The organism is Bradyrhizobium sp. USDA 4461 (genome assembly GCF_054055655.1).
On sequence record NZ_JBSRXM010000001.1, the window covers coordinates 5649165 to 5666878 of the forward strand.

At 64.9% G+C, this 17714-nt stretch carries 16 protein-coding genes and 1 tRNA gene; 10 read left to right on the forward strand and 7 right to left on the reverse strand.

Features of this window, described 5'->3' with window-relative positions; all coding sequences use genetic code 11:
* Nucleotides 1-4: 4 nt before the first annotated feature.
* From ACVINW_RS26265 to ACVINW_RS26275, 3 genes are all read left to right on the forward strand, one after another.
* On the forward strand, nt 5-1507 hold the full coding sequence (locus ACVINW_RS26265) for a glycosyltransferase family 39 protein (protein ID WP_456753984.1): 1503 nt from the start codon (nt 5-7) through the stop codon (nt 1505-1507).
* 377 nt (nt 1508-1884) lie between these two features.
* Nucleotides 1885-3135, forward strand: a complete 1251-nt coding sequence (locus ACVINW_RS26270; RefSeq protein ID WP_456753985.1) for a tlde1 domain-containing protein — start codon at nt 1885-1887, stop codon at nt 3133-3135.
* A 130-nt stretch (nt 3136-3265) separates the two neighbouring features.
* Nucleotides 3266-4762: an AMP nucleosidase gene (locus ACVINW_RS26275; RefSeq protein WP_456753986.1), complete on the forward strand. Its 1497-nt coding sequence runs from the start codon at nt 3266-3268 to the stop codon at nt 4760-4762.
* 78 nt (nt 4763-4840) lie between these two features.
* Here ACVINW_RS26275 and ACVINW_RS26280 read toward each other — a convergent pair whose 3' ends face one another.
* Together ACVINW_RS26280 and ACVINW_RS26285 are read right to left on the reverse strand one after the other, a co-directional pair.
* Nucleotides 4841-5470 carry a glutathione binding-like protein gene (locus ACVINW_RS26280; protein WP_456753987.1) on the reverse strand — a complete coding sequence of 210 codons (630 nt, stop codon included), beginning with the start codon at nt 5468-5470 and terminating at the stop codon, nt 4841-4843.
* An 11-nt stretch (nt 5471-5481) separates the two neighbouring features.
* Entirely contained in the window at nt 5482-6075 is a 594-nt protein-coding gene (locus ACVINW_RS26285) for a cysteine hydrolase family protein (RefSeq protein WP_456753988.1), read from the reverse strand.
* A 127-nt stretch (nt 6076-6202) separates the two neighbouring features.
* Here ACVINW_RS26285 and ACVINW_RS26290 point away from each other — a divergent pair, with 127 nt between their 5' ends.
* The 3 genes from ACVINW_RS26290 to ACVINW_RS26300 all read left to right on the forward strand — a co-directional run bounded on the left by ACVINW_RS26290 (nt 6203) and on the right by ACVINW_RS26300 (nt 8977).
* Nucleotides 6203-7042 carry a LysR family transcriptional regulator gene (locus ACVINW_RS26290; RefSeq protein WP_456753989.1) on the forward strand — a complete coding sequence of 280 codons (840 nt, stop codon included), beginning with the start codon at nt 6203-6205 and terminating at the stop codon, nt 7040-7042.
* Nucleotides 7043-7421: 379 nt separating this feature from the next.
* Nucleotides 7422-7488, forward strand: a tRNA-Arg gene (locus tag ACVINW_RS26295).
* Between the two features lie 337 nt (nt 7489-7825).
* A complete protein-coding gene (locus ACVINW_RS26300; RefSeq protein ID WP_456753990.1) occupies nt 7826-8977 on the forward strand; it encodes an SPFH domain-containing protein in 1152 nt (383 codons plus the stop codon).
* A 77-nt stretch (nt 8978-9054) separates the two neighbouring features.
* On the opposite strand, the gene ACVINW_RS26305 is transcribed toward ACVINW_RS26300, so the two are convergent.
* The 3 genes from ACVINW_RS26305 to groES form a co-directional block, all read right to left on the reverse strand.
* Entirely contained in the window at nt 9055-9354 is a 300-nt protein-coding gene (locus ACVINW_RS26305; protein WP_456753991.1) for a GIY-YIG nuclease family protein, read from the reverse strand.
* A 176-nt stretch (nt 9355-9530) separates the two neighbouring features.
* Nucleotides 9531-11171, reverse strand: coding sequence for a chaperonin GroEL (groL, locus tag ACVINW_RS26310; protein ID WP_353701484.1), 1641 nt, complete (start codon nt 11169-11171; stop codon nt 9531-9533).
* Nucleotides 11172-11215: 44 nt separating this feature from the next.
* The gene (gene groES / locus ACVINW_RS26315; RefSeq protein ID WP_050422292.1) at nt 11216-11530 is read right to left on the reverse strand and encodes a co-chaperone GroES; all 315 of its coding nucleotides are present in this window, start codon (nt 11528-11530) and stop codon (nt 11216-11218) included.
* Between the two features lie 393 nt (nt 11531-11923).
* Between groES and ACVINW_RS26320 the strand changes: the two genes are divergently transcribed.
* Together ACVINW_RS26320 and ACVINW_RS26325 are read left to right on the forward strand one after the other, a co-directional pair.
* On the forward strand, nt 11924-12214 hold the full coding sequence (locus ACVINW_RS26320; protein WP_456753992.1) for an usg protein: 291 nt from the start codon (nt 11924-11926) through the stop codon (nt 12212-12214).
* 157 nt (nt 12215-12371) lie between these two features.
* Entirely contained in the window at nt 12372-12926 is a 555-nt protein-coding gene (locus ACVINW_RS26325; RefSeq protein WP_456753993.1) for a cupin domain-containing protein, read from the forward strand.
* Between the two features lie 154 nt (nt 12927-13080).
* Here the strand turns inward: ACVINW_RS26325 and ACVINW_RS26330 are convergent, their stop codons facing one another.
* Nucleotides 13081-13647 (reverse strand): TetR/AcrR family transcriptional regulator, encoded by a 567-nt coding sequence (locus ACVINW_RS26330; protein ID WP_456756505.1) that lies wholly within the window; start codon nt 13645-13647, stop codon nt 13081-13083.
* A gap of 203 nt (nt 13648-13850) precedes the next feature.
* On the opposite strand from ACVINW_RS26330, the gene ACVINW_RS26335 reads away from it, so the two are divergent.
* On the forward strand, nt 13851-15035 hold the full coding sequence (locus ACVINW_RS26335; protein WP_456753994.1) for an alpha/beta fold hydrolase: 1185 nt from the start codon (nt 13851-13853) through the stop codon (nt 15033-15035).
* Here the strand turns inward: ACVINW_RS26335 and ACVINW_RS26340 are convergent.
* Nucleotides 15032-16291: a NupC/NupG family nucleoside CNT transporter gene (locus tag ACVINW_RS26340; RefSeq protein ID WP_456753995.1), complete on the reverse strand. Its 1260-nt coding sequence runs from the start codon at nt 16289-16291 to the stop codon at nt 15032-15034. The genes ACVINW_RS26335 and ACVINW_RS26340 overlap by 4 nt on opposite strands.
* A gap of 116 nt (nt 16292-16407) precedes the next feature.
* Here ACVINW_RS26340 and ACVINW_RS26345 point away from each other — a divergent pair, with 116 nt between their 5' ends.
* Nucleotides 16408-17631 carry an MFS transporter gene (locus tag ACVINW_RS26345; RefSeq protein WP_456753996.1) on the forward strand — a complete coding sequence of 408 codons (1224 nt, stop codon included), beginning with the start codon at nt 16408-16410 and terminating at the stop codon, nt 17629-17631.
* Nucleotides 17632-17714 lie beyond the last annotated feature (83 nt).

A 17714-nucleotide genomic window follows, 5' to 3' on the forward strand; every position in this document is an offset into this window, starting at 1 on the left:
TGGCATGAACGCGAGCGAGGCGCGGCTGGCGGGGAACACCGCGCTTGCGGTGTGTGCGCTGGTCGTGTTGCGGCTGGCCGCCGCCGCATGGACGCCGCTGACCTTCGACGAAGCCTATTACTGGATGTGGTCGAAGTCGCTGGCCGGCGGCTATTACGACCATCCGCCGATGGTCGCGGTGGTGATCCGGCTTGGCACCATGATCGCGGGCGACACGCCGTTCGGCGTCAGGCTGGTGTCGATCCTGCTCGCGCTGCCGATGAGCTGGGCGATCTACCGGGCTGCCGAGCTTCTGTTCGGCGGCCAGCGCGTCGCCGCGAGTGCGACGATCCTGCTCAATGCCACGCTGATGGCCGCGGTCGGCACGCTGATCGTGACGCCGGATGCGCCGCTGCTGGTTGCGGCGAGCTTCCTGCTGTATGCGCTCGCCAGGGTGCTGGAGAGCGGCCGTGGCGCCTGGTGGCTTGCGGTCGGCGCCAGCGCCGGCGCGGCGCTGCTGTCGAAATACACCGCATTGTTCTTCGGCCCGGCGATCCTGATCTGGCTTGCCATGGTGCCGAAGCTGCGGCGCTGGTTTCTCTCGCCATGGCTCTATCTCGGCGGCCTGGTCGCGGCCGGCCTGTTCGCGCCGGTCATCCTCTGGAATGCCGATCATCAGTGGGTGTCGTTCATCAAGCAGATGGGCCGCGCCCGGATCGAGGATTTCCGGCCGACCTACATCGCCGAGCTGATCCCGACGCAGTTTGCGTTCGCGACGCCTTTGGTCTTCATCCTCGGCGTGATGGGGCTTTATGCGCTCTCACGGCGCCGCGCCGGCGCGATGCCTGCGCGCGTGCTGGTCAACACGATGTTCTGGACCATCGTGGTCTACTTCACCTGGCATGCCCTGCATGCGCGGGTCGAGGCGAATTGGTTTGCGCCGGTCTATCCAGCCTTTGCGTTGGCGGCCGCGGTCGCCGCGATCCAGGTGCAATGGGCGCCCCGCGAGCAACGCACGATCGATTTCTGCCGGCGCTGGGCCGCGCCGACGGGCGTCGTGCTATTCGCGCTGCTGATCGTGCAGGCCAACACCGGTTTGCTCTCGGGTTACCGCCGCGATGCCACCGTGCGCAGCGTCGGTGTCGGCTGGCAACAACTCGCGAGCGAGATCGAGGCGGCGCGCGTACGGACCGGCGCCACGTGCGTGCTGGCGCCGGACTACGGCACCACCGGCTGGCTGGCGTTCTATCTCCCCAAGGGCAGCTGCGTCGCCCAGCAGGGTCAGCGCATTCGCTGGGTCAACATGCCGGAGCCGAGCCCGGCGCAGCTGTCGGGCAAGCTATTGTATGTGCATGAGGTCGATCAGGCGATGCCGGCCTCGGTGCGCGACAATTTCGCCCATTTCGCGACGGTGGGCGAGGCCAAGCGGATGCGCGGGCCGTTGGTTGTCGAGACCTACGTGCTTGATCTGCTTGAAGGTGCCAAGGGCGAGGTGTTTGACCGTTCGCCGCCGCCGGAACTGCAGTAGTCGCGCGCAGCGCGTTGCGCATCGAAGCGTTCGAGTGGCGACAATCAGGAGGCGTTTCTTGCAAAACCCCCGCGCGATTACGGGGCGATCGGCAAGGAAATTCTCCCTCGGATTTATCTCGGCATGCGACGGCGGAGCGGCGTGCCGGAATGTCCCATCGTGGGACAAAAAAGCCGTTTTGGCGGTCCAATGTCATCTTAAAAAAGCCCTACGCCACAGGCACTTCCCGCGTTGCAGGGGATCGCATCCGGTTAAGTCGCATTTAACTAAAAGTCGCCTTAATGGCCGTCTGTGCCCCCTGCGCGACGGTGTGCCGAAACGTCGTTCGGCAGATCCAGTGTGGGGACAAAGGTGGACCTGTTTTGAGCGCCGGGCGTATGGGTACGAGTGCGAGTGCGAGTGCGAGTGCGTATGTTCTTGGGGCGCCGAGCCGCAAGAAATCCTCCCGAAAAATCCTCCCGCAGCACTTCTTTGGCAGCGCGGCCGTCGCGGCGCTGGTGCTTGGCTGCGCCTGGACCGTCTACGCCAACATCTTCGCGGCGAGCGTCTATCCGTCGGTCGGCAATGCGTCGTTCGATGCGCCGGTGGTGAAGCGGCCCGTCGCGGTCGCAACCCGCCCGGCACCTGCCTTCAACGAGGTGTTCGCGTCGGTGACGCCGGCACCGGCGGCTCCGGCAAGGACGGAGGTTGCGACGTCGGACGCCGCGGCACCTTCGCTTATGTTTAACGATCGGTTTGCAGCCGCCTCGCCCGAGGGCGTCGCGTCCAGCGTCGTGGCCGATGCCGCACCGCAGATCGACCCGATCAAGCAGGCCGCCGCGCCCAAGGTCGTTGCAGCGGCGAGGGCGGTGGCCACGGCAGAACTCGCCGAGACATCGAAGCCGCTGCCGGCGCCGAAGTCGGTCGAGTCCGCCAAGAAGCAAGCCGCCGCCAATTTGCAGGTGGCACTCAACGATCCCACCGCCAACGTTCAGCCCAAGGGGGCCGAAAAGAGCGCTGATGCGAAGCCGGCCGAGGCCAAGCAGGCCGCGAAATCCGGCGGCGTTCGCGACATGGCGGCGCGCGCCAAGGCCGCGGTGATGTCGATCGCCTCGAGCGAGCGGCAGACCATGGTCGAGAAGCTGTGGGGCAAGCGCGAGTCGAGCGGCGGACTGCTCTCCTTCGCGTCCGCCGATGCCAATGTCACCGGCAGCATCCCCTCGACGCTGGACCAGAACCCGATGCTCGGCGGCTCGCCGCCTTACGACCGCCAGACCGCGGTTTACGACATCTCTGCCCGGACCGTGTATCTGCCCGACGGCACGCGGCTCGAGGCGCATTCGGGTCTCGGCGCCCGGCTCGACGATCCCAGGTCCTCGCACCTGAAGATGGTTGGCGTGACGCCGCCGCACATTTACGAGCTGAAGCCGCGCGAGGCGCTGTTCCACGGCGTGCCGGCGCTGCGCCTCAATCCGATCGGCGGCGAGGGCAAGATCTTCAACCGTGTCGGCCTGCTCGCGCACACCTTCATGCTCGGCCCGAACGGCGACTCCAACGGTTGCGTCTCGTTCAAGGATTACTACGCATTCCTCGACGCCTATCGTAACAAGGGCATCCGCCGTCTCGCGGTGCTGGCGCGGATTCAGTAAGGCAGGGCGGCCGATGCGCGGGCCTCACGCCGCCGCGGCCGGCGCCGATCTGGAACTGGAGGCCGTTGTCGCTATACTGCACTGATCCAGGGGAGTCCCGACTCGACAACGGATCTGGTGCAAAGCGAACATGTCTCCGACGTCCGCCATCGAAACTCCACCGTCGATCACGACCGAAGCGTTCACCGATGCTGCGGCCGCCGTTGCCCGTCTCGAAGAGATCTACGAGCGCAACACCGGTTTCCTGCGCAGCCGCTTCGAGGCCTATGTCAATGGCGCCGTGATCACGACACGGGTGCGCGCGCATTATCCGTTCGTCCGCATCACAACCTCGTCGCATGCACGGCTTGATTCCCGGCTTGCCTACGGCTTCGTCGCAGGGCCCGGCATCCATGAGACCAGCATCACCCGGCCGGATATTTTCCGGACCTACCTCACCGAGCAGATCGGACTGCTGATCAAGAACCATGGCGTGGCGGTCGAGATCGGCGAGTCCGGCGAGCCGATACCGATCCACTTTGCTTACCGGCGCGACATCAATATCGAGGCGGCGCTGACCATCGCCGACAGCTCAGCGTTCACCCGGTCGCTGCGCGACATCTTCGATACGCCGGATCTCGCCGCGATGGATGATGCGATCGCCGACGGGACGTTCGAGCTGACGCCCGGAACACCGGAGCCGCTTGCCTTGTTCCGTGCGGCGCGGGTCGATTACTCCTTGCGCCGGCTCTATCACTACACCGGCACCGATCCCGAGCATTTCCAGAATTTCGTGATCTTCACCAACTACCAGTTCTATGTCGATGCCTTCGCGCAATCGAGCCTGCAACGTCTCGCCTTGGGTGAGCAGGACATCGAGGCGTTCGTCGCGCCGGGTAATGTGATCACGCGCAGCGCGCGGCTCGGCGGCGGCACGACAGGGATGGCATCCGAGCGCGTCCCGCAGATGCCGGCGTTTCATCTCGTCGAGCCCGGCTATCGCGGCATCACCCTGATCAATATCGGGATCGGTCCGTCCAATGCGCGCAACATCACCGATCATGTCGCGGTGCTGCGGCCGCATGCCTGGCTGATGATCGGGCATTGTGCGGGCTTACGCAACACGCAGCGGCTCGGCGACTACGTGCTGGCCCACGGCTATGTCCGCGAGGATCACGTGCTCGATCACGAGCTGCCGCTGTGGGTGCCGATCCCCGCGCTCGCGGAGATGCAGGTCGCGCTTGAGGAGGCGGTCGGCGAGGTGACCGGGCTCACCGGCTTCGAGCTCAAGCGGCTGATGCGCACCGGCACGGTCGCCAGCGTCGACAACCGCAACTGGGAGATCAGCGGGCCGCAGGTGATCCGGCGGATGTCGCAGTCGCGCTCGATCGCGCTCGACATGGAATCGGCGACGATCGCCGCCAATGGCTATCGCTTCCGCGTGCCCTACGGCACGCTGCTCTGTGTCTCCGACAAGCCGCTGCACGGCGAGATCAAGCTGGCGGGGATGGCGAGCGAATTCTATCGCCAGCGCGTCGGCCAGCATCTCCAGATCGGGCTGAAGGCGCTGGAGCGGCTCAAGCAGCAGGAGTCCGAACGGCTGCATTCGCGCAAGCTGCGCAGCTTCGCCGAGGTTGCGTTTCAGTAGAGCATGATCCGGAAAAGTGCGAAGCGGTTTTCCGATAAGATCATGCTCAAACATAAGCTAAAGCGCGGACGCGCGGCGTCACGCCGCAACGCTCTTCCACAATTGTGTCTCGATGCCGACCGCGGCCTTGACCTGCGGCCGCGCCTGGATGCGCGAGAGATAGGCAGCCAGTGACGGCCATTGCGCGACGTCGACACCGGCGGCGCGGAGCAGCAGCAGGGCCCAGGCGAGGTGCGCGTCCGCGACCGTGAAGCGGTCACCGACCAGAAATTCGCGGTGGGCGAGATGCTCCGACGGTACCGATAGGGTCTGGCCGATCCTGGCGCGCGGTTTGGCAAGCGATGCGTCGTCCTTGTACCAGAAGGTCGGAAACAGAAAGCCTTTGTGGATCTCGGTGCCGATGAAGCTCAGCCATTCCTGCAACCGATAGCGATCCGGATCGCCCGGTTGCGGTGCCAGGCCGCGTTCGGGCTTCAGGTCCGCGATGTATTGCAGGACAGCCGCGCTCTCGGTCAGGCGTTCGCCGTTCTCGAGCACTAGCACCGGGACTGCGCCCTTCGGTGCGACCACGCGGAAGTCGCAGTCGTCCTCCAGCACCTTTTTGGTCCAGAGCTGGACCATGTGGTAGCGCGCCTCGATTCCGGCTTCCATCAGCGCGATCCGGCTGGCCAGCGAGCAGGCCATCGGCGAGAAATAGAGCTCGAGCATGGCGATGTCTCTCAGCCGAGGGCGTTGCCGCGGGCGATGATCGCGAAGCGGTCGGACAGCTCGGCCAGCGCGACGTCGTGGACGAGTTTTGCGGCGATCGTGCCGCCTTTGCCGTCGGGCAGGTCGCGGGTGGCGCAGCTGTCGGCGTCGATGGTGGTGCGGAAGCCGAGATCGAGCGCGGCGCGGGCGGTCGAGCTGACGCACATATGGGTCATGAAGCCGGTGAGCACGAGCTCCTTGCGGCCGGTCGCAACAAGCTGCGCGTTGAGGTCGGTGCCGGCGAATGCGTTCGGCAATTGCTTCTCGATCACGATCTCGCCCGGCCGCGGCGCCAATGGTGCGACGATCGCGCCACGCTCCGCGCTGCGGTCGAACAGGCCTCCCGGCGCTCCCTTGTGGGCGATGTGGATGATCTTGGCGCCGCTTTCCCGCGCGCGGTTGAGCAACGCGGCGGCGCGCGCGATCGCCGGATTGGCGTCCGGCAAGGCCAGGGGACCGGCGAGATATTCGTTCTGGATGTCGATGAGCACCAGGCAGCTGTCGCCGAGGCGGGGCGGGGTGAGGTCGATACCGGCAAGCTGCATCAGCGTTTTGGCGGCGGTCATGGTCCTGATATCTCCGGCGGATGTGTGTTGCGAAAATATAGCGTAGACCCGCCTGCCGTTATGCAGGGATATTGCAGCCGGTGGCTGCGTTATTGCAGGCACGCCCGGTGCGATGTAGCCTGCCGCCATGAACTGGGACGACCTTCGCATCATCGCGGCCGTCAGGGACGAGGGTACCTATGCCGGCGCCAGCGCGCGGCTGCGGATCGACGAAACCACGGTCGGCCGCCGGCTGGCGCGGATCGAACGCGCGCTCGGGCTGCGGCTGTTCGAGGCGGCCGACGGCGTCCGCAGGCCGACCCGGCAATGCGACGTCGTGCTCGCGCATATCCAAGCGATGGCCGCGCATGCCGAGGAGATCGGCCGGATCGGCGAAAGCCTGCCGGGTCCGGTCGGCCGCCTGCGCATCGCCTCTACCAACGCGATCGCGGAGGAGGTGCTGGCGCCGCGCGCGAGCGCGTTGTTGCGCGCCAATCCCGGCCTCACGCTGCAATTCCTGACCTCGAGCGACAATGTCAAATTCTCGCGCTGGGAAGCCGATCTCGCGATCCGCCTGCGCAAGCCCGACAAGGGCGACTTTGCGATCTCGAAGCTTGCGGAGGTCAGGCTGTATTTCTTCCAGCCGGTCGCGGCGCCGGCGGGCGAGGCGGTGACATGCGCCTATCCGGACGAGCTCGGCGCTATACCGGAGATGCAGTTCCTGCGCGCCAAGCGGCTGCGGGCGCGCTGCGTCACCGACAATGTCCGCATCATCCACAAACTGATCCAGTCGCATCACGCGGTCGGCGTGCTGCCGGAGCATAGTTGTGTCGACCTGCTGACCGACCGCCGGCTGCGCGCGACGCTGCTCCCGAAGCGGCGCGACGTCTGGCTGCTGGTGCAAAACCATCTCAAGCGCGACGCGGCGACCCGCGTCACCATCGACTGGCTACGCGGTTGCTTCCAGGACGTCGCGCGCAGCGGGTGAGGTGGCGGCAGTCTCTCCACCCGTCATTCCGGGGCGCGCGAAGCGCGAGCCCGGAATCCATTTCTCCGCAAGCGATGCGGCCTGATGGATTCCGGGCTCTCGCTTCGCGAGCCCCGGAATGACGAGGTCACAGGGGGCGCCACTTCGCACAACGCCACGAAAAAATCACACGCGGCCCTCTTGCAACCCGGACGTGCTTCGTTTATTAGCCCGCTCCTTCGCTTCGGCCATGGGTTCGGGCTCGCTGAGATCCCGACTGGCGCGTGCCGCTCTGCGGTGTCGTGTTCCGCCGAAATGAAGATCACGAGAATGAAGCTCATAGGCGAGCGTCGGGGCTGAAACCCCGAAGGTACCGGTTCGAATCCGATCTTCTCTCAAAGGATAGCTCAGTTAGGTAGAGCAGGTGACTACGAATCATCATGTCGCGGGTTCAATTCCCGCTCCAAGCGCTCCGTTCAGCCTGAAAAGCTGATACCTCTGAAGGGGACCGGACGCGCGCTTCAGTCGCAGTCCGGCCGTCTTGCCGCAAGGCTCTTCGTCCGAACATCGACACTGTGAGACCGGCTTTGCGCCGCGGTGGATACCGCTTGCGCCGATGCCGGGTGGCTCCGCTCGGCCGCGCGACCTTTGTCGCGCGAACGCGCGCGTGCGCCCGTCATTGCGCAAGCTCAAGCCACGGCCCGCTTGGCTGACAGGAAGCCGCGTTCGCGTCCTCACGTCCTTTGCAAAACCGAAACCCGCTCTCCGGCCCATGGGCCTGAGCGCAACACTGGAGGCGTGCCAATGACTTGGCATATCTTGACGACCAAGTTGACGGTGAAGGATGGCGAGCGCGCGTTGCTGACGCGTGACGGCCGGCTGACGCAGGTGCTCGGTCCCGGACGTCACCGCCTGTTCGATCCCTTGCATGGGCTCAAGGCCGAGCTGTTCGGCGTCGTGCGGAGCGAATTCCCTGAGGATCGCTATGCGGTGATCAAGGCCGCGCGGCCCGATCTGGCCGACGAGCTGTTCGAGGCGATCGAGACCCGCGCGAACGAGATCGCGATCGTCAGCCTCGACGGCCGACCCGTTCAGCTGATGACGCCCTGGCAGACGCGCGTGTACTGGAAGGTCGCGACGTCGGTCGAGGTCGAGCGCATCGACGTGACGGATGACATCAGGGTCACGGCGCGCCATCTTGCGATGATCCAGCCCAACCGGGCCGGCGTCATCACCGAGGCGCTGGTCGAGAACCACGAGGCCGGTCTGCTTACCGTCGAGGGCAAGCTCGTCGAGCGGCTCGCGCCCGGCCGGCACGCGTTCTGGATCGCGGGCCGCAAGATCGAGGTCAAGCGCCTCGACCTGCGTCCCCAGGCGATCGAGATCACGGCGCAGGAGATGCTGACCAAGGATCGCATCGCGCTGCGCGTGACGCTGACCGCGTTCCGCCGGATCGTCGATCCCGAGCGGGTCGTGGCAACGGTGCCCGACGTGGATGCGTGGCTGTATCGTTTGGTGCAGTTCGCGATCCGCGAGGCGGTGGCCGGCCGTACGCTCGACGAGGTGCTGTCTGCGAAAACCGCGCTCGACGAGGAGCTTCGGGACTACGTCCGCGGGCGTGTCGCGGAGTCCGGCGTCGAGGTCACCGAGCTCGGCGTCAAGGACGTGATCCTGCCCGGCGAGATCCGCGAGCTGGTCAACAAGGTGGTGGAAGCGGAGCGGGTCGCGAAGGCCAACCTGATCCGCCGGCAGGAGGAGACCGCGGCGACGCGTTCGCTCCTGAACACTGCCAAGCTGATGGAGGAGAACCCTCTGCTGCTGCGGCTCAAGGAGCTGGAGTCGCTCGAGCGTCTGGTCGAGAAGGTCGGCCGCATCGACCTGCATGCCGGCGACGGCCAGGGCCTCGATGCGCTGCTGACCAAGCTGGTCCGCCTCAAGGCGCCCGAGAGCGCGTAACAAGAAGGGGCCGCCCACGGGCGGCCCTTCGATTTCGTCATTCCGGGGCGCGACGAAGTCGCGAGCCCGGAATCCATTCATCCAATGTGTCCGGCGGCGATTTCGGGGTACAAATCGATCCACTGGGGATTTTTTTCTTCAATCAATCTGATCTTCCAATCTCGTCGCCACTTCTTCAATTCCTTTTCACGCGCGATCGCCGTCAGTGCATCATCGTAGACCTCGAACCAGACGAGCTTGTCGACGGCGTATCGTTTCGTGAAGCCGGCAACTGCCTTGCTCTTATGCTCATGGATGCGACGAACGACGTCGTTCGTCACGCCGAGATAGAGCGTACCGTATTTATCGCTAGCGAGGAGATAGACGTAATAGGCCATGAGCAAGCGGGGGAATGGATTCCGGGCTCGGCGCTGCGCGCCGCCCTGGAATGACGAGGGAGTTTTGCCCGGCTCCGGGGGTAAGGCAACAGGGACTGTTACTCCCCTCAAAAACAAAAACCCCGGCATCGCTGCCGGGGTTTTGCATTTCGTGGATTGCCTTGAGTGGCCGGACCTTAGAAGTCCATGCCGCCCATGCCGCCGCCCGGAGGCATCGCGGGGCCGCCGGCGTTCTTCTTCGGCAGCTCGGCAACCATGGCTTCCGTGGTGATCAGGAGCGCAGCAACCGAGGCCGCGTTCTGGATCGCGGTACGGACGACCTTGGTCGGGTCGATGATGCCCTTCTTGACCAGGTCGGCGTAGTCGCCGGTCTGGGAGTCGAAGCCGTGATTGTAGGTCTTGTTCTCCAGGATCTTGCCGACGATGACGGAGCCGTCCTCACCGGCGTTGATCGCGATCTGGCGAGCCGGAGCCGACAGCGCCTTGCGCACGATCTCGACGCCGGTCTTCTGGTCGTCGTTCTTGGTGCGCAGGCCCTTGAGCTGCTCGGAGGCACGGAGCAGGGCGACGCCGCCGCCCGGGACGATGCCTTCCTCGACAGCCGCACGGGTCGCATGCATCGCGTCATCAACGCGATCCTTGCGCTCCTTCACCTCGACTTCGGTCGCGCCGCCGACGCGGATCACCGCGACGCCGCCTGCGAGCTTGGCGAGACGCTCCTGCAGCTTCTCGCGGTCGTAGTCCGAGGTGGTCTCCTCGATCTGCGCCTTGATCTGGGCAACGCGGGCGTCGATGTCGGCCTTCTTGCCGGCGCCGTTGACGATCGTGGTGTTTTCCTTGTCGATCATCACTTTCTTGGCGCGGCCGAGCATCTGCAGCGTGACGTTCTCGAGCTTGATGCCGAGGTCTTCCGAGATGGCCTGGCCGCCGGTCAGGATCGCGATGTCCTGCAGCATGGCCTTGCGGCGATCGCCGAAGCCCGGAGCCTTGACGGCCGCGACCTTCAGGCCGCCACGCAGGCGGTTGACGACGAGGGTGGCGAGGGCTTCGCCTTCGACGTCTTCAGCGACGATGACCAGCGGCTTGCCGGTCTGCACCACGGCCTCGAGCAGCGGCAGCAGCTCGTTCAGTGAGGAGAGCTTCTTCTCGTTGATGAGGATGTAGGCGTCGTCCATCTCGACGCGCATCTTGTCGGCGTTGGTGACGAAGTAGGGCGAGATGTAGCCGCGGTCGAACTGCATGCCCTCGACGACGTCGAGCTCGGTCTCGAGCGACTTGGCTTCCTCGACCGTGATCACGCCCTCGTTGCCGACCTTCTTCATGGCGTCGGCGAGGAACTTGCCGATCTCGGCATCGCCGTTGGCCGAAATGGTGCCGACCTGGGCGATCTCCTCGTTCGAGGTGACCTTCTTCGAGTTCTTCTGGAGGTCGGCCACGACGGCCTCGACCGCGAGGTCGATACCGCGCTTCAGATCCATCGGGTTCATGCCGGCGGCGACCGACTTGGCGCCTTCCTTAACGATCGCCTGGGCGAGCACGGTCGCTGTGGTGGTGCCGTCGCCGGCCGCGTCAGCGGACTTGGAGGCGACTTCGCGCACCATCTGGGCGCCCATGTTCTCGAACTTGTCCTCGAGCTCGATCTCCTTGGCGACGGTGACGCCGTCCTTGGTGATGCGGGGAGCGCCGAACGACTTCTCGAGCACCACGTTGCGGCCCTTCGGACCGAGCGTGACCTTCACCGCGTTGGCGAGAACGTCGACGCCGCGCAGCATCTTGTCGCGCGCCTCGACGGAGAATTTGACTTCTTTAGCTGCCATCTGAGTTTTTCCTTGCGAGATTTAACCTGGGAGGGAGGGGGCGCTTAGGCCGCCTTCTTCTTGGAAGCGGGGACGTCGAGCACGCCCATGATGTCGCTTTCCTTCATGATCAGCAGGTCTTCGCCGTCGATCTTGACCTCGGTGCCCGACCACTTGCCGAACAGGACGCGATCGCCGACCTTGACGTCGATGGGGGTCAGCTTGCCAGTCTCATCGCGGCCGCCGGGGCCAACTGCGACGACTTCGCCCTGCGAGGGCTTTTCCTTGGCACTGTCCGGAATGATGATGCCGCCAGCGGTCTTCTCTTCGGCGTCGATACGCTTGACCACGACGCGGTCGTGAAGCGGACGGAATTTCATGCAGTCCTCCTAAACATTTGCAGATGCTGTAGATTTTTGGAGTGTTAGCAGTCCAGCCCAGCGAGTGCCAGACTGGCTGCGCAGGACATAGGCCAAGCCTTGACGGCGGGCAAGAGCCTCTAGCAGAAAAATTGGCACTCGTAAGTGTCGGCTGCCAGCAGGATGCCGAGATCATTTCGGCATGCTTAATGCCGCGCCGAGAGACCGGCGGGGCTATTAGCAGATGCGGTAAGCTGCTGCCAACGCACGAAATTTCAACAACCTATTAAACATTTGGGCTTGAGATGAGTTAGTCGCGTGCGTCACATTTCTCTCATGTGAGCGCATCCATGGCCGGTGGTCCGGCGGGGAGGTCGGCCACCATGTGAATGCGCTCCGTCACAGGAGGTTGGCATGGTCTCGCGAGTTGGTGGGGGTGTTTCCGACGATTTCCGGAAGCAGTTGCTGGGGTACGGGCTGACGACGGCGCAAATCCTCTATCGGATGCCGGATCACCCCTCATTGCTGCAGACCTATGTCTGGCAGAACTACGACCTGTTTCCGAAATTTCCGGCGCTGCAGGATTTCCTCGCCTTCTGGCAGCAGAAGCTCGAGGGCCCGCTGTTCTCGGTGACGGTGGCGCATTCCAAGCTGGTCAAGCCGGCCGAGCTGCGCGCAGTCGACGGCGTCTTTCGGCTGCATTGAAGATCAGTAGCTGAGGATTAGGGTGGGGAAAGCGACAGCGTGCCCACCATCGCGAGCACGCCTGGAATGGCGGGCACGGCGTTCACGCGCCTTTGCCCGCCCTACGTTGCGAGACTTGTGTTAGCTTCCTGCCATCAAGCACGACGGGAGGCGAACAATGGCCAAGAAGACGGCATCGAGATCCGCAGCCAAGACCGCGGTGAAGAAGAAATGGACCGGGCTCGGCGCCGGCGCCAAAAAATCATCCGCGCGCAAGACCATCAAGTCCAAGGGCCGCGTCTCGGCGGCGAAGAAGAGCGCGCCGAAATCACCGAGCAAGGCGCGGCCGAAGCAGCGCGTCTCGATCAGCCATCACCGCGAAGAGGATTTCAAGGCCGACGGACTGCGCGCCTACGCCAAGTATCGCGACCTCGGCATATCGGCAGCCTCGCATGGCCTCGCGCAGGCGCATGTGATCCGGTTGCAGGGACCGTGCAATCCGGATGAAGTGTCGAAGCTGCACTTCCACGATGTCGACTTCCAGATGGTCTATGTGCTCAAGGGCTGGGTGAAGACCTACATGGACGGCGAGGGCGAGACGCTGATGAAAGAAGGCAGCGCCTGGACCCAGCCGCCGCGTATCAAGCACATGATCCTGGATTATTCCGATGACGTCGAACTGCTGGAGGTGATCCTGCCGGCCGAGTTCAAGACGGTGGAGTTGAAGGCCTGATCGTCATTCCCCGGTGCGCAATTGCGCACCTGAGGGCGCGCGCAGCGCGAGCCCAGAATCCATTCTTCCACTTGGTTTGCGGCCCGATGGATTCCGGGTTCTCGCTTCGCGAGCCCTCAGGTGCGCAATTGCGCACCGGGGAATGACGGGGAACTCACAGCCTCTGGACGCTCACCTCCGCCAGCGCCTCGAAGATCGCCGGCGTGCGTTCCAGGCGCGCGATGGTTCGCGCGCCTTCGAGGGCGGCGACCAAGGCGGCTGCGGTTGAGGATGCGCGCGCGGGAGTGAAACCGCACCCCCTGAAATGCTCCGCGATGATCTCGGTCGAATCGACAAATCCGCGCGCCACCCGTTTTGTCAGCTCGGCATCGAGCGCGGGCAGCTCATTCGCCAGATTTTGCATCAGACATCCATACTGGAAATCAGAGGCGACCATTTCGGCGGCGAATGTGCGGAAAATCTCAAGAACAAACTTCAGGGCATCGCCCGCCGTGTTCGCCGAGATGTCCCGCAACACAGCCATTCTGCTTGCGACGTAATGATCGATCGCTTCTTCCGCGAGCTGCGCCTTGCCGCGCGGAAAGTGAAAGTAGAACGATCCCTTGGGCGCACCGCTCTCTGCAATGATCTGGGTCAATCCAGTCGCGGTGTAGCCCTGGATGCGAAACAGCCGTTCGGCCGTGGCAATCGCGCGCGCGCGGGCGTCAGTCTTACGTGGCATGCCGTCAAGATAAACCGTTTCGCTTGACGTCGCTATGGTGATCGCCATACTATGGCGATCACCATAGAAGAGGTCCAGTGATGCCCCTCGACCGAATCCGAAGCCAGAGAGCGTCCCGACGAGCCGTCCTGGCGATGGGGGCGGCCGGCCTGGTCGCGGCCTCGCTTCGAGCGGCCCGCGCAAACCCCACAGGAGGAGCTGACTTGACCCAACCAACCTACGGCGAGGGAACGCTTCCCAAGGGTGTCCGCTCGCGCATGATCCACGGGGTCAACGGCCTCGATGTCCATCTTCTCGAAGCCGGTTGCGAAAGCCCCGGCCGGCCGCTGGCTCTGCTGCTGCACGGCTTTCCGGACTTGGCTTTCGGCTGGCGGCACCTGATCCCAATCCTGGCTGACGCCGGCTACCATGTCGTGGCGCCCGATCAGCGCGGTTTTGGCCGTACCACCGGTTGGGTGAACGACTATGACGCCCCGCTGCAGCCGTTCAGCCTCTTGAACATGACGCGCGACGCCCTCGGCTTGGTTTCGGCGCTGGGGTATCGGCGCACGGCAATGCTGGTCGGACACGACTTCGGCTCGCCCGTGGCTGCCTATTGCGCGCTCGCCCGACCTGACGTCTTTCCCTCGGTGGTGCTGATGAGCGCCCCGTTCCCCGGACCGCCTTCGTTTCCGTTCAACATTGCGGACAGCGCGCCATCGCCGGCTCAGCCGAACACTGAAAATCAAAAGCTCGCGGACGCGCTGGCGGCGCTCGATCCGCCGAGACAGCATTATCAGCAATACCTGAGCTCACGGGCGGCGAACGATGACCTGTGGCATCCCCCTCAAGGTCTACACGCGTTTCTTCGCGCATTCTTCCACGTCAAGAGCGCTGACTGGCCCGGAAACAAGCCGCATCCGTTGCAGGCGCCAACCGCCCCTGAACTTGCACAGATGCCGACCTATTACGTGATGGATCTCGGCAAGACGATGTCCCAGACCGTCGCTCCATTCCAGCCTTCTGCCGCCGAAGCCTCGGCCTGCAAATGGCTCACCGAGCCGGAGCTTGGCGTCTACACCGAGGAGTATGGCCGCACCGGGTTTCAAGGTGCCCTCATGGCTTATCGTGTCTTCTCCGATCCTGACCTGAACGCTGAGTTGCGCCTGTTCTCGGGCAGGACGATCGATGTCCCGTCGCTGTTCATCGGCGGGACGAGCGATTGGGGCACCTACGCGGCGCCGGGCACGCTCGATCTGATGAGGACGAAGGCGACGACGCGGATGCGTGACATCGAACTGATCGACGGCGCCGGTCACTGGATCCAGCAGGAGCAGCCGGATCGGCTCGGCGCACTGCTGCTCGCCTTCATCAAGGAGGCGGGTGGGGCGGATCACGCCAGCCGCTAAGTCGGTGACGTCATCGCCCCCACGATCGCGCCCATCAGGCAGGTCGTCAGCGTGCCCGACACGATCGACTTCAGCCCGAGCGCATTGATCTCGTCGCGCCGCCCGGGCGCCATGATGCCGAGGCCGCCGATCATGATGCCGAGGCTCGCGAAGTTGGCGAAGCCGCACATCGCATAGAGCATGATCAGCCGCGAGCGCGGATCGAGCGCGTCGGGACCGAGCTTCGACAGATCGACATAGGCGATCAGCTCGTTCAACACGGTCTTGGTGCCCATCAGGCTTCCCGCGGTGATCGCCTGCGGCCACGGCAGGCCCATCAGCCAGCACACCGGCGCCATCACGTAGCCGAGCAGCCGTTGCAGCGAGATTTTCGCGCCGCCGATCTCCGGCAGCAGGCCGATGATCTTGTTGGCGAGATAGACCAGCGCGACCAGCACCAGCAGCATCGCGATGATGTTCATCAGGAGCTCTAGCCCGGCGGCCGTGCCCTTCACGATGGCGTCCATCGTCGACGACACCTGGATATCGGGATTGTCGAGCGATCCGCCGGTGCGCTTGTCCGTCGTCTCCGGCACCATGATCAGGCTCACTAAAATCGCGGCCGGCGCGCCCAGCACCGAGGCGATGACGAAATGCGCGGCGGCATCGGGGATCAGCGGCGCCAGCAGCGTCGCGTAGAGCACCAGCACGGTGCCGGCGATCCCGGCCATGCCGCCGGTCATCACCAGAAACAATTCGCTGCGGGTGAGCTGCGCCAGATAGGGCCGGATGAACAGCGGGGCTTCCACCATGCCGAGGAAGATGTTGGCCGCGGTCGAGAGCCCGACCGCGCCGCCGACGCCGAGCGTGCGCTCCAGGATCCAGGCCATGCCGCGCACCACAGGCGGCAGCACCCGCCAATAGAACAGCAGCGTCGTCAGCACGCTCATGACCAGCACGATCGGCAACGCCTGGAAGGCGAGGATGAAGTCCGATCCCGGTGCCTTGGGATCGAACGGCGCCGGGCCGCCGCCGACATAGCCGAACACGAAGGCCGTGCCGGCGCGCGTCGCGGCGGCAATGGTCCCGACCGCATCGTTGATCGCGCCGAACGCCTGCGTCACCAGCGGCACCTTGATCAGCACCAGTGCGGTGACGATGGTGACGACGAGGCCGATCGCCGCCTGCCGCAGCGATACGAGGCTCCGATTCTCGCTCAGCGCCCAGGCGATCACGAGCAACGCCACCACGCCGAACGCCGATTGCAACTGCAGCATCACGCCCCCAAGAACCCGCGCGCAATTATGGGCAGGGGCTTCGCGCAGCGCAATGCTGTTGCGCGTTCTCCGTCCCACCATTGACAAGTTGCAGGCGCTCGGCCACGCCATCATCCATGTCCTCCGCCACGCCGGCCCGCGCCCGCGATCTGCTCGGCCACAGACCCTTCCTGTTCTTCCTGTCGTCGCGCAGCCTGTCGCGCTTCTCCAGCCAGATCGGCGCGGTGGCGATCGGCTGGCAGATCTATGATCTGACCGGCAGCGCGTTCGACCTCGGCATGGTCGGCCTGGTGCAGTTCCTGCCGACCGCGCTGCTGGTGTTCGTCGCCGGTCACGCCGCCGATCGCTTCGAGCGCAAGCGCGTGGTGCAGGCCTGCCAGGTCGCGGAAGCGCTGACCGCATTGTTTCTCGCCGGAAGCACGTTTGCCGGCACCATCTCCGAGATCCAGATCTTCGTCGCGACCTTCGTGCTCGGCATCGCCGGCGCGTTCGAGAGCCCGGCGACCGCCGCGCTGCTGCCGTTGATCGCGCCGCAGGGATCGTTGCAGCGGGCGACCGCGATCTCGAGCGGCGCGGCCCAGGTCGCGACCATCACCGGTCCCGCGCTCGGCGGCTTTGCCTATGCGCTGATGCCGAGCGCGCCTTACGGGATCATGATGGTGTTCTGGCTGTTCGGCGCGCTGCTCACCGGCGGCATCGGCCGCTTGCAGCAGGCGCCGGTGAAGAACGGCGGCTCGTCGGACGATCTGTTTGCCGGCGTCACCTTCGTGCGCCGCAATCCCGCGATCCTCGGTACCATCTCGCTCGATCTGTTCGCGGTGCTGTTCGGCGGCGTCACCGCGCTGCTGCCGATCTATGCGCGCGACATCCTGCAGACCGGCCCGCTCGGCCTCGGCATCCTGCGCGCCGCGCCCGCGGTCGGCGCACTGCTCATGACGATGGTGTTGGCGCGGCACACCATCAACAGCCGCGTGGGATTGCGCATGTTCCAGGCGGTGATCGTGTTCGGCGTCGCCACCGTGGTGTTCGCGCTGTCGCACTGGATGTGGCTGTCGGCACTGGCGCTCGCGGTGCTCGGTGCCGCCGACACGATCAGCGTCGTGATCCGCTTCTCGCTGGTGCAGCTCGCCACGCCCGACGAGATGCGCGGCCGTGTCGGCGCGGTCAATTTCCTGTTCATCAATGCCTCGAACCAGCTCGGCCAGTTCGAGAGCGGCGTCACCGCGGCGTTGCTCGGCGCCGTGCCGTCAGCCGTACTCGGCGGCGTCGCCACGGTCGCGGTCGCGCTGCTCTGGATGAAGCTGTTCCCGACGCTGCGGCATGTCGAGAAGCTGGAGTAGGGGCGCCGCTCTTGCCACCCGTCATTGCGAGGAGCGAAGCGACGAAGCAATCCATTTTTCCCCGCGGGGATGCATGGATTGCT

Bases quoted from the DNA above. Each gene is read 5' to 3' on its own strand.
- ACVINW_RS26265 (WP_456753984.1), top strand. From the start codon at position 5: ATGAACGCGAGCGAGGCGCGGCTGGCGGGGAACACCGCGCTTGCGGTG.
- ACVINW_RS26270 (WP_456753985.1), top strand. From the start codon at position 1,885: ATGGGTACGAGTGCGAGTGCGAGTGCGAGTGCGTATGTTCTTGGGGCG.
- ACVINW_RS26275 (WP_456753986.1), top strand. From the start codon at position 3,266: ATGTCTCCGACGTCCGCCATCGAAACTCCACCGTCGATCACGACCGAA.
- ACVINW_RS26280 (WP_456753987.1), bottom strand. From the start codon at position 5,470: ATGCTCGAGCTCTATTTCTCGCCGATGGCCTGCTCGCTGGCCAGCCGG.
- ACVINW_RS26285 (WP_456753988.1), bottom strand. From the start codon at position 6,075: ATGACCGCCGCCAAAACGCTGATGCAGCTTGCCGGTATCGACCTCACC.
- ACVINW_RS26290 (WP_456753989.1), top strand. From the start codon at position 6,203: ATGAACTGGGACGACCTTCGCATCATCGCGGCCGTCAGGGACGAGGGT.
- ACVINW_RS26300 (WP_456753990.1), top strand. From the start codon at position 7,826: ATGACTTGGCATATCTTGACGACCAAGTTGACGGTGAAGGATGGCGAG.
- ACVINW_RS26305 (WP_456753991.1), bottom strand. From the start codon at position 9,354: ATGGCCTATTACGTCTATCTCCTCGCTAGCGATAAATACGGTACGCTC.
- groL (WP_353701484.1), bottom strand. From the start codon at position 11,171: ATGGCAGCTAAAGAAGTCAAATTCTCCGTCGAGGCGCGCGACAAGATG.
- groES (WP_050422292.1), bottom strand. From the start codon at position 11,530: ATGAAATTCCGTCCGCTTCACGACCGCGTCGTGGTCAAGCGTATCGAC.
- ACVINW_RS26320 (WP_456753992.1), top strand. From the start codon at position 11,924: ATGGTCTCGCGAGTTGGTGGGGGTGTTTCCGACGATTTCCGGAAGCAG.
- ACVINW_RS26325 (WP_456753993.1), top strand. From the start codon at position 12,372: ATGGCCAAGAAGACGGCATCGAGATCCGCAGCCAAGACCGCGGTGAAG.
- ACVINW_RS26330 (WP_456756505.1), bottom strand. From the start codon at position 13,647: ATGCCACGTAAGACTGACGCCCGCGCGCGCGCGATTGCCACGGCCGAA.
- ACVINW_RS26340 (WP_456753995.1), bottom strand. From the start codon at position 16,291: ATGCTGCAGTTGCAATCGGCGTTCGGCGTGGTGGCGTTGCTCGTGATC.
- ACVINW_RS26345 (WP_456753996.1), top strand. From the start codon at position 16,408: ATGTCCTCCGCCACGCCGGCCCGCGCCCGCGATCTGCTCGGCCACAGA.